Source organism: Pseudomonas sp. OA65, from assembly GCF_017498305.1.
Classification (GTDB): Bacteria; Pseudomonadota; Gammaproteobacteria; order Pseudomonadales; family Pseudomonadaceae; genus Aquipseudomonas; species Aquipseudomonas zanjanensis.
In genome coordinates this window covers 1-12270 of record NZ_JAGDEZ010000005.1, presented here as the reverse complement: position 1 = coordinate 12270, position 12270 = coordinate 1, and the positions used below count along the sequence as shown (strand labels likewise).

Below are 12270 nucleotides of genomic sequence, written 5' to 3'. Positions count from 1 at the left end.
CTGTGTGTTCGAAGGATCGCGGTGGGGCAAACCACCTCACTCAAAAACCAAAACCTCACTCCCCTTGGCCTCAACCATCTCGCCAAACGCCGGCAACCGCGCCACAAACGCCGTCTCGAACGCCAGGTACCGATCCTGCCCCGGCACATAACGGACCTGCGGCTTGACCCGTGCAATATCCTTGGTCGACAGCTTCACCACCTCGTTACTTTCCTGATTCCAAAACCACGCCAGCGTCTGCGTGCCAAAGGTATTGGCGCGGTAAGTCCACACCCACCAATCGCCGTGCCCTCGCGAAACATGCAGTTGCCCATGAAACGTGCGCAACGTAATGACCTGCTTGGGCTGGGTGACGAGCAGGCGCGTGTCCTGGCGCAGTTCACTGCCGAAACCGTCCAGCATCGCCTTGGTCTTGGTGCCGGTCATGAAGTTGAATCGCCATGCCAGCAACACGCTGTCCTGATAACCCGCATGCTCAGCGTTCTGCCGTGCGCCTTCGCTGAACAACAGGATCTCGTCACCCCCCAGGTACGCGGTTGAGGGCCGCAACTTATAGGCCTCAGCGGGCATCCGTTTGGCGACGATGGCCTGGTGCGGCGGGTCTTGATGCCAGACCCAGCACTTCGGGCCGTTATGCTGCATGAACAGCAAGCGGCGAGGGCCGACGGGCAGGATCGTCAGCTCATCCGCGTATTCGAAAATCACCTCGCTGCTGTCTGCCGTGATGCGCCAGATCCGCGTCAACTGCTCGGGTTCGTAGAGGCGCTGGCGTTCGAATATCTCCGAGTCCACCACCACACAGGGTTGTTCAAATTCCGGCCATTGCACCCCGGCAGGGCCGAACGCCGCGATCTCATTGCCTTGCCGAATTTCGTATTGATAGCGGTCGTCCCTGCTGTAATCGCCGCGCACGACCCGACGTTTCCACAGGCTGCGCTGGGCATCGGCGTCGATGAGCTGCAAGTCCGCGCCGTCCACGCCATCGGTGCGATGTTCGAGCATGTCCTGTTCGGTGGGCGGCCACTGGTTGTAGTCGATCAGGAAGCACAGCCACTGGTCTTCGTCCTGCTCGGTGATGGCGGCCCAACCGTTGCGGTAGTTGTCTTCGTGCACATAAGTGTCGCCGGGGTAGTCATGGACTTCCTGTAGCCACTTCACCTTGCCGCGCTTGGGTTTGGCCGGTTTGCGCGCTTTCACCGCAGGGGGCTCGATCAACCTCGCCGTGAACCCCGGTTCGCCATGCGGGCCTTGCCAATGCCTGGCAAACGCCTCGCGCTGATCCGAGGGAAAAACCACCGGCCGATAATCATCGCCACCGGCATCGAGGTTCCACAAGTCATACCCCTGATCCGCCAACACCAGTGCCAGCGCCTCGAAGCAGACCTCGGGCATCTCGTTGGACAGCTCATCCAACAACGCCTCGAACCCCGGGCCGGCAAACACACCGATGTCGGGATAGTAATGCTGCAACAGCCCGAGCAAGTCGCTGCCCGGGGTTTTCCAATCGATATGAACCAATGGATCGAATGGCGATTGCATTACGGTGGTCTTCCTTGTGATTTCTCTGCGCCGATCTTAGGCAAATCAATAACCCGTGGCGAGGGAGCTTGCTCCCGCTGGGCTGCGCAGCGGCCCCAAACCATTCAACTCGGTACTACAGGAAAAAACAGTCGGCAGGTTTTACGACTGCTGCGCAGCCGAGCGGGAGCAAGCTCCCTCGCCACGGATTACAGCAAGCCCATTTCAAAACTCCGGAAACTCCGACAAATAACACACCGACGAACTCCCCTCCGCCCGCGTCGTAACCTCATCTTCCAGCCACTGCGCCAACACCACCGCATTGTTTTCAACCGTCGACTTGGCCGCATACACCAACGTCAGCGTCCCGCCCCGCGCCAGATCCACCAGCTTCCACCAATGCTCCGGCCGCGCCGCCAGCTCACGCCGATAGGCCACGCTGAACTCGGCAAATGAAAGCGCCCCCGCCTTGAATGCCTTGCGCAACTCATGAGAAGGCCCAACCTCCGGCAACCACTCAGCAATCACCAACGCGTCCCTGGGACAGTTACGCGGCCACAAGCGGTCCACCAAAACCCTTACGCCATCCTCGGCGCTGGCGGTTTCATAGGCGCGTTTGCATTGGATCATCAGGGTTCGCCTGTCGAAGTGGGACTGCCCCAGCATAGGTCGCCCACGACGAGGCGGCCAGGGCCCATCCGCCGCTCTTCACCCACCCATCTTAAAAAAAGATTCATCGGATCCCTTCAATCAAAAGCCCTGGGCGCTCAAGCAAAAGCGCGCTCTGCAAGCCGTCGACATGATGGCGCGGAGCACTGTGGGATTTTCGAGCCGCCATCCGTCCGGATGCGGTTTTCCATTTGATTTGTCGACAGCGAACCGCCTGGTCGTCATGGCGCGACCCGCCGCATTAGGGATGAGTGAACAAAAATGAATAGAGCTTACCGAGTCGTCTGGAATGCCGTGATGGGCGCGTGGCAGGTGGCATCCGAGTTGGTCAAGAGCCATGGCAAAGACAAAAGCCGCACATCCCTGAGCCTCGTCATCGGCGTGGGTGGCGGTGTCTTCGCCTCGGTCGCGGCGGCGGCAGGGTTGCCTTCCGGCGGCCATATCGTGGCGGGTAGCGGCAGTGTTCAGCAGAATGGCAACAACATGGCCATTCATCAGGGCAGCGATAAGCTCGCCATTGACTGGCAGAGCTTTTCCATCGGCAAGGGCAATACCGTCCAGTTCATCCAGCCTGGCGCGAATTCCGTCGCCTTGAACCGTGTACTGGGCTCGGATGTGTCGGTGATCCAGGGCGCGCTGAAAGCCAACGGCCAAGTCTTCCTGGTCAACCCCAACGGCGTACTGTTTACCCCCGGCGCGCAGGTTGATGTCGGCGGCCTGGTGGCCTCTACGCTCAACTTATCCACAGAAGATTTCCTCGCCGGCAATTACCGTTTCAGTGGCGACAGCGCCGCATCGGTGGTCAACCAGGGCAACATCAACGCCGCACAAGGCGGGACCATTGCCCTGATCGCCGCAAAAATCGTCAACGAAGGCAACATCACCGCCCACAAAGGCAATGTGCTGCTGGGCGCCGGCCGTGTCGTGACGCTCGACTTGGGCGGGCCGGTGCAGTTGGAAGTCAAAGAAGGCGCGTTGCAGGCGTTGATCGAAAACGGCGGCGCCATTCGTGCCGATGCCGGCCGAATCCTGCTGACCGCCCGTGCGGCGGAAACCCTGGCGAGCACCGTCATCAACAACACCGGTCTGATCGAAGCCCGTTCCCTGGATGTCGGTGAAAATGGCCTCGTCACGCTGTTGGGCGACCACGGCGATGTGCAGGTCGCCGGACGCATCGATGTGTCCTCCGACACTGCCCAAGGCGGCAAGATCGTCGTGACCGGCGATCGCGTGGCGATCAAGGGTGGCGCTGAGCTCGACGCCACCGGGGCCAAGGGCGGTGGCGAGATTTACGTGGGCGGTAGCTGGCAAGGCAAGGACCCGGCGATCAAACAGGCCAGCCAGACCACCGTTGCCGCCGGTGCCGTGCTCGACGCATCGGCAACCGACAACGGCAAGGGCGGTACCGTGGTGGCCTGGTCCGATGTCAAGAAACCGGGGAGCGTGACCCGTGTGGACGGCACGCTGAAAGCCACCGGCGGCGCCAAGGGCGGCGACGGCGGCAAAATCGAGACCAGCGGCGCCAAGCTGGCGGTGAGCAAAGCCGCCGATGCGTCCGCCAAAAACGGCAAGGGCGGCTTGTGGTTGCTCGACCCGGACAGCGTCACGGTGGGGCCGGGTAACGGCGGGTTGACGGGCGGCGCCAATGGCGCAGACGCCACGGTTGGCTTCAACGCGATCGATACGGCCCTGGCCGGCGGCACCGATGTCGCGATCAAGGCCGACAACAGCATCCACTGGAACGGCGACTACACCCCGACGAGCATCAGCGGCGACCGAACGCTGACCTTGCAATCCGGACACAACGACGGCGGAACAGGCCGCTACGTCTTCGGCAATATTTTCCTCAACGGCGACATCGACGCCAGTGGCGCCGGCAATGGCAACAGCCTGGCCTTGATCCTGAACGGCAAGATCGCCCTCAACACCGACGTCAGCTTGAAGAGCAACGGCGGCAACGTCGTGTTTGCCGGCGTGGTGGATTCCGATGCGGTGGCCAACAAGCGTGAACTGCGGGTCGACGCCGGTGCGGGCTCGATCATCTTCAGCGACATGGTCGGCGGTAACAGCGCGCTGGGCGCGCTTTACGCGACCACCAGCGGTGCCGGCAAGACCTTTATCAACGGCGCAAAAGTCTTCACCACCGGCGAGCAGGTCTACACTGGCGCCGTCGAGCTGGGCACCTCGCAGTTCCTGAACGCCGACTTCGAAAACGGCCTGGTCGGGTGGCAGACCTCCATCGCCCAGTTCTTCACCGGCGTCACCGTGGTGGATGGTGTGGTGTCGCCGGATGACCCGACATTGCCGACCACATCGCCAACCAACGGCAACGCACCGAGCGTTTCGCCTGGCGACCAGGGCGACATGGACTACAAGCCCCTCACTCCGGTCGCCGCGTCTGGCCAGGGCAAGGACGGCGGCGCGGCGCTGCTGCTGGGTACCGAGAACAACTCCAACTGCCAGAACGCCCCCGCCGGCTGCATCATGCGTGGTCCTTCGGTCGTCAGCGAAGGCACGGTTTCCCTGGCCGCAGGAGAGGCCGTCAGTTTCGATTACAAGCCGGTCGCGGGCGGCGACACCTACGATGTCTTCGGCTATTTGCTGAACGTCAACACTGGCGAATACCAGATCATTCTGAACGAAACGGGTAACGGTACCGGCGCCGTGGACTGGAAAAGCCATACGGCGACGGCTGACAAGGCCGGCACCTACAAATTCGTGTTCGTTTCGGGCAGTTTCGACCAGACCGCCGGCAAGCAGGTCGGCGGCTCGCTGTATGTCGACAACATCAAGACCAACACCTCGGGCAGCAAAGGCCTGCAAGGCAGTTCCATCACCTTCAACGGCAGCCTCAACAGCACCGACAACAACCTGGCCATCAAGGCCGACGATATCAATTTCAACGGCGGCGCCGGCAGCGTCACGGGCAATGGCTCGATTGCCCTTGAGACCAACACCCCGAGCATAGACATTGCCGTGGGCGGCAGCACCGGCGACGCGCCCGGTGCGTTGGAGCTGACCGGCAGCGACATCAGCGCACTGGGCGACGGGTTCACCTCCGTGAAGATCGGTGGCGCGGACATGACCGGTGACATCAATATCATCGAAGCGACCCGTATCAACGACGACCTTATCCTCGAGGCCGGTACCGGCAATATCCACATCAATGACCAGTTGACCGTGGCGGACGCACCGGGCACCGGCAACGACGACACCAAACCGGCTCCGGTCCTGGCGTTGCAAAGCAACGGCGGCAAGATCGACCAGACCACCGGCGGCGCGATTGTCGCCGATGGCCTGGTGCTGCTCGGTGACGGTGCCGTTCATGATCTGGACAACGCCGCCAACGACGTCAACACGATCGCCAGCGACACCGGCACGGTCAGCTTTGCCGATGTCGATGACCTGACCGTTGGCGTGGTGACCATTCCCGATAGCCAGACCCCGGCCAACCCGCAAGGCGTGCCGGTCGCCGGCATGACCCAGACCGGCGACCTGAACCTTATCGCTGACACGCTCACGGTCGGCCAGGCATTGGCCACCCAGGGCAATACGAGCCTGACCGCCGATGAAATCGATCTTGCCGCAAGCGTTGCCGGTGGCGGCAGTCTCACCCTGCAGCAGAAAACCCCAGGCCTGGATATCCACCTGGGCGGCAGCGATGACCCGGAAGTGACCGGGCCTAACGATCCGTTGGTGCTGTCCGACGCTGACCTGGCCAATATCCAGGATGGCTTCGACAAGGTCGTCATCGGCAACGACAAGACCCGCAACATCACCGTCGACGATGAAGGCGCGACGCTCAAGGACGATCTGGCCCTGGTCGCCAACGGCGTCCTCAACCTGCTGGGCGACCTGACCCTCGAGGATCCCGAAGGCACCGACGAAGACGGCACCACCGGCAAAGGCCTGACGCTGAGCGTCGACGCGGGCCAAGGGGCGACCCAGGCAACGGGCGCGACCATTACCGCAGACGAATTGGCCCTGCGCGGCGAAGGTGATTTCAACCTGGGCAAGGGCCATGACGTGGGTGTCATTGCCGCCGATGTCGGCAGCCTGGTATTCGCCGGCAATGGCAACCTGACGGTGGGCGTCGTGGACGGCACCGTGGGGATTACCTCCGATGAAGCGGTCACCCTGAAAACCGATCACGACCTGACATTGGCGAAAGGCATCACCATCGAAAATGGTCCGCGGGATGACGCCAATCAGGGCCAGACCCGTGCCGACGACATCATCACCCTGGAAGTGGCGGGCAACACCACCCAGGCCGGCGACGCCGGGGCCAAGCTCGATGCCAGCGGCCTGGTGCTGCTGGGTGGCAATTATGCGCTGGGCAACACCGGCAACGTGATCGGCGATATCGCCAGCGAGGCGGGCAAGGTCCAGTTCAACAACAACGGGAACCTCAAGGTGGGTTCGCTCACCGCGACCCATGCCGACGGCACGCAGATGACTATTACCGGTGTGAACAACACCGGCGACGTGAGCATTGGCACCAACGGCAACCTGGCGATCAACGAAGGGCTGGCGACCAGCGGCAACGTGTTCCTCAATGTTGATGGCAAGACCACTCAGGACAGCAACGGCAACATCAGCGCTGACGGCTTGGCGCTGAACGGCGGCGACTTCGAGTTGCGCAACAACGGCAACATTGTGGGTGACATCGCCAGCGAGGCGGGCAAGGTCGCGTTCAACAACACCGGCGACCTCAAGGTTGGCACGCTGACCGAAACCGATGGCAACGGCAACGTGGTCAAGACCACCACCGGCGTGAACAACACCGGCGACGTGAGCATCGGCACCAACGGCAACCTGGCGATCAACGAAGGGCTGGCGACCAGCGGCAACGTGTTCCTCAACGTCGATGGCAAAACCACCCAAGATGCCAACGGCAATATCACCGCCGGTGGCCTGGCCCTCAACGGCGGCGACTTCGAGTTGCGCAACAAAGGCAACGTGGTGGGCGATATCGCCAGCAAGGCGGGCAAGGTCGCCTTCAACAACACCGGCAACCTCAAGGTCGGCACGCTGACTGAAACCGATGGCAACGGCAATCTGATCAAGACCACCACCGGCGTGAACAATACCGGCGACGTCAGCATCAGCACCAACGGTGATCTGGCGATCAATGAAGGGCTGGCCACCAGCGGCAACGTGTTCCTCAACGTTGATGGCAAGACCACTCAAAACGCCAAAGGCAACATCACGGCTGACGGCTTGGCCCTCAACGGTGGCGACTTCGAGTTGCGCAACAAAGGCAACGTGGTGGGCGATATCGCCAGCAAGGCCGGCAAGGTCGCTTTCAACAACACCGGCAACCTCAAGGTCGGCACGCTGACTGAAACCGATGGCAACGGCAACGTGGTCAAGACCACCACCGGCGTGAACAACACCGGCGACGTGAGCATTGGCACCAACGGCAATTTGGCGATCAATGAAGGGTTGGCGACCAGCGGCAACGTGTTCCTCAACGTCGATGGCAAGACCACCCAAGATGCCAACGGCAATATCACCGCCGATGGCCTGGCCCTCAACGGCGGCGATTTCGAGTTGCGCAACAACGGCAACATTGTGGGTGACATCGCCAGCAAGGCGGGCAAGGTCGCCTTCAACAACACCGGCAACCTCAAGGTCGGCACGCTGACTGAAACCGATGGCAACGGCAACCTGATCAAGACCACCACCGGCGTGAAAAACACCGGCGATGTCATCATCGGCACCAACGGTGATCTGGCGATCAATGAAGGCCTGGCCACCAGCGGCAACGTGTTTCTCAACGTCGATGGCAAGACCACCCAAAACGCCAAGGGCAACATCATCGCTGACGGCTTGGCCCTCAACGGCGGCGACTTCGAGTTGCGCAACAACGGCAACATCGTGGGTGACATCGCCAGCGAGGCGGGTAAGGTCGCTTTCAACAACACCGGAAACCTCAAGGTCGGTACGCTGACCGAAACCGATGGCAACGGCAACCTGGTCAAGACCACCACCGGTGTGAAAAACACCGGCGACGTCAGCATCGGCACCAACGGCAACCTGGCGATCAACGAAGGGCTGGCCACCAGCGGCAACGTGTTCCTCAACGTTGATGGCAAAACCACCCAAAACGCCAAAGGCAACATCACGGCTGACGGCTTGGCTCTCAACGGTGGCGACTTCGAGTTGCGCAGCAAAGGCAACGTGGTGGGCGATATCGCCAGCAAGGCCGGCAAGGTCGCCTTCAACAACACCGGCAACCTCAAGGTCGGCACGCTGACTGAAACCGATGGCAACGGTAACGTGATTAAGGCCACCACCGGGGTGAAAAACACCGGCGACGTCAGCATCGGTACCGACGGCAACCTGGCGATCAATGAAGGGCTGGCGAGCAGCGGCAACGTGTTCCTCAATGTCGATGGCAAGACCACCCAAAACGCCAAAGGCAACATCACGGCTGACGGCTTGGCGCTGAACGGCGGCGACTTCGAGTTGCGCAACAACGGCAACATCGTGGGTGACATCGCCAGCGAGGCGGGTAAGGTCGCTTTCAACAACACCGGAAACCTCAAGGTCGGCACGCTGACCGAAACCGATGGCAACGGCAACCTGGTCAAGACCACCACCGGCGTGAAAAACACCGGCGACGTCAGCATCGGCACCAACGGCAACCTGGCGATCAACGAAGGGCTGGCCACCACCGGCAACGTGTTCCTCAACGTCGACGGAAAAACCACCCAAAACGCCAAGGGCACCATCACCGCCGCTGGCCTGGCGCTCAAGGGCGGTGATTTCGACCTGCGCAACGCTAGCAACTGGGTCGGCGATCTCGCCAGCCGCGCGAAGGACGTCAGCTTCGTCAACCGCAGCGACGTCACTGTCGGCAGGTTGACCGAAACGGCACTGGACGGCACCCAGCTGGATCAGATCGTCGGCATCGGCAACACCGGCAACGTCCAGGTGGTGACCACCACTGGCAACATCACCCTGACCGAAAACGTCAGCACCACCAGCAACGCTTCCGATGCGATCGTGCTCAACGCCGGTCAATCCGCTTCGGCGGGCGTGGCTGCGGGTGGCGACGTGAAGGCCGACGCGGGTGTGACAGTCTCCACCGGCGCTGGCGGCCGGGCGGTGATCTACACCGGCAGCCTCGCCGGCAGCAGTCGCCTGGTGGATGTGGTCGGCAGTGGCAGCGGCAATTTCCGCTACAACAGCGACGAGCAGCAGAGCAACTTCGGTAGGGCGTTGGGTAACACGGGCGTTCATGCCGTGTACCGCGAGCAACCGACCCTGGTGGTGTCCACGAACGGCACGACCACCCAGACCAAGCCGTTCGATGGCCAGACCACGTTCAATGGCGGCGGTATCGCCGGTTATGACGCCAGCGGCCTGTGGAACGGCGACACCAAGCCGATGCTCGGCAACCCGCTGTATTCGGTAGGCACTCAAGGCCCGGGCTCGCACCTGATCAACATCGGTGGGCTGGCTGATCTGGGTTACCTGATCGTAAGCAACCCGGCTAACGCCAATCTGACCGTGACACCGTCCGTTGACTACGACGCCGTCCGGCAGAGCGTCGCCGATGCAACACGCGTCGGCGCGCAGGTGACTTCGCCCCATGCTCCAGAGCTCAATCCGGCCCAGCCGAAACCGGCTGACTGGTCCGGCGCCGGGGTCGAGGACGGTGGTCTGTTGCTGGTGGACCAGGGCGGCACGCGTGGCAACGGCGCTGGCAATGGCGACGGCGATTCGGCAGCCCAGGCCGAGAGCGCCGACAGCGAGCGGGAACTGGCCGGGAACGTCTGCGCCGATGGCGGTGTATCCGAGGGCGGCGCTTGTGCGGCCTACCCGCCGCAGACCGTGTTCGTCGTGCGCGGCGGTGTGCGCTTGCCAGGTCCAGGTCTGGCCATGCGTCCCTGATCCCCTGACATTCATTTTTTCCATTTGAAGGAGCCCCTTGGCCGCGTCCCCCGGACGTGGCCATGGGCTCAGGCAACCCGCATTTTTCGAGACTTATTCAATGCATAACAAACTGATGTCCTGCGCCGCTGGTCTGGCGTTGTTATCCACTTCCCAGGCCTGGGCGGCGACCCTGCCGACACGTCCGATCCCCGACGCCGGCCGGATCCTGCAGGAACTGCCGATTCCCCAGCAGGAACTGCCGCAAAGCATTCGTCTGGATGTAGAAGCGCCGCAACCGGCCCAGGAAAAAGTCGGCGGCGCCAAGGTCCAGCTCAACGCCATCCATTTCATCGACAACACCCGCATCGACGAGGCCAGCCTGCAACGCGTCGTCGCGCCAGCCGTGGGTAAGGCTCACGATCTGGACGAATTGCGGGAAATCGCCCGACAGGTCACGCTTTACTACCGCGAGAACGGCTACCCGTTCGCACGCGCCTATTTGCCGGCCCAACGCATGGCCAATGGCGAGCTGACCATCGCGGTGATCGAAGGGCGTTATGGCAAAATCACCGCCCTCAACGACGATGCGAAACTGGCCGCACAGGCGCAGCCCTTCCTGGATGACCTGAAGCCGGGTGACGTGATCGAGCGTGACCGCCTGGAGCGCAGCATCCTGGTGCTCTCCGACTTGCCGGGCGTGGCAGTTCGTCCGGTCATCCGCCCGGGTGACGAACTCGGTACGGGAGACCTCAATGCCCAGGTGAGCCAAACCGAGGCCTTCGAAGGCAAGGCCACGCTGGACAACCACGGCAACCGCTACTCGGGGCGCAATCGCCTGACGGTACAAGGTGACTGGAACAGCCCGATGATGCTCGGCGACAAGCTCAGCGCCGCCGTGATGGCTACCGATGAGGAGCTGTATTTCGGCAGCCTCGGCTACTCGATGCCATTGGGCACATCCGGCCTGCGTGGCAACGTCGGTTATGCCCAGAGCGCTTACGACCTGGGCGAGGAATTCGCCGACCTGGGGGCGACCGGTACCGCCGAGGTCAGCAGCATTGGCTTGAGTTATCCGCTCATTCGCAGCAACCAGGCGAACCTCATGTTGGCCGGGCAATACCAGCACAAAGAGCTTGAGGACAAATACGAAGTGCTGGGCCTGAGCTTTGAAAAAAGCAGCAACTCGCTGCCCATCAGCTTGCAATTCGACGTACGGGACACCTTGTTCGGCGGCGGCATCACCTACGGCGGCGCGACGCTGACCTACGGTGACCTGAAACTGGACTCGGCCCTGCGCGAGGGCGACCGCCAGACCGCCCAGACCGAAGGCCAATTCAGCAAAGTGAACGTCGATCTCGCCCGCCTGCAAGCGCTGCCCGCCAACTTCACGCTGTTTGCCCGTGTCCTCGGGCAGTGGAGCCAGGACAACCTCGACTCGTCCGAAGATTTCAGCCTCGGCGGCGTCGATGGCGTGCGGGCGTATCCCCAAAGCGAAGCCTCGGGCGACGAAGGCATGCTGACCCAGATCGAACTTCGCTACCCGATCGACAAGCTCACGCCTTACCTGTTCTGGGACGCCGGCAAGGTGCGCATCAACCACAACGAGTGGGCCGATGAGGAAAACACCCGCAGCATCTCCGGCGGCGGTGTGGGTTTGCGTGCCCAGTACGGCCAGATCTCGTTCGATGCAACGGTGGCGTGGCGTCACTCCGGCGGTGAAGCCCAGAGCGATACGCGCCAGGAGAACCCGCAGTTGCTCGCTCAGATCGGTTACCAGTTCTAACCGACTGCTACTTATTCAAGGTACTCAACAACCCCGTGGCGAGGGAGCTTGCTCCCGCTGGGCTGCGCAGCGGCCCCCAAACCAGGCAGCTCGGTGTACCAGTCATATTGAGTGCGCTGCTTTGGGGCCGCTTCGCAGCCCAGCGGGAGCAAGCTCCCTCGCCACGGTCATCAGCATCAACCGCATTGGTCACCCGCTTGGGTTTTTCCAGGCGCAGCTACCGCTTGTTCCCTATCCCCGCCACATGCCCCACCCACCTGTGGCGAGGGAGCTTGCTCCCGCTGGGCTGCGCAGCAGCCCCCAAACCAGGCAGCTCGGTGTACCAGTCATATTGAGTGCGCTGCTTTGGGGCCGCTTCGCAGCCCCCAAACCAGGCAGCTCGGTGTACCAGTCATATTGAGTGCGCTGCTTTGGGG

The 12270-nt window shown here is 62.2% G+C and carries 4 protein-coding genes; 2 read left to right on the top strand and 2 right to left on the bottom strand.

The features are described 5' to 3' along the window. Nucleotides 1-36 precede the first annotated feature (36 nt). Nucleotides 37-1539, bottom strand: a complete 1503-nt coding sequence (locus tag J3361_RS05655) for a hypothetical protein (RefSeq protein WP_207963184.1) — start codon at nucleotides 1537-1539, stop codon at nucleotides 37-39. A 204-nt stretch (nucleotides 1540-1743) separates the two neighbouring features. Next, on the bottom strand, nucleotides 1744-2148 hold the full coding sequence (locus J3361_RS05650; protein ID WP_207963183.1) for a DUF488 family protein: 405 nt from the start codon (nucleotides 2146-2148) through the stop codon (nucleotides 1744-1746). A 300-nt stretch (nucleotides 2149-2448) separates the two neighbouring features. Between J3361_RS05650 and J3361_RS05645 the strand changes: the two genes are divergently transcribed. Next, nucleotides 2449-10089, top strand: a complete 7641-nt coding sequence (locus tag J3361_RS05645) for a filamentous hemagglutinin N-terminal domain-containing protein (protein ID WP_207963430.1) — start codon at nucleotides 2449-2451, stop codon at nucleotides 10087-10089. Between the two features lie 100 nt (nucleotides 10090-10189). Then, nucleotides 10190-11854: a ShlB/FhaC/HecB family hemolysin secretion/activation protein gene (locus J3361_RS05640; RefSeq protein WP_207963181.1), complete on the top strand. Its 1665-nt coding sequence runs from the start codon at nucleotides 10190-10192 to the stop codon at nucleotides 11852-11854. The last annotated feature ends 416 nt before the right edge of the window (nucleotides 11855-12270 follow it).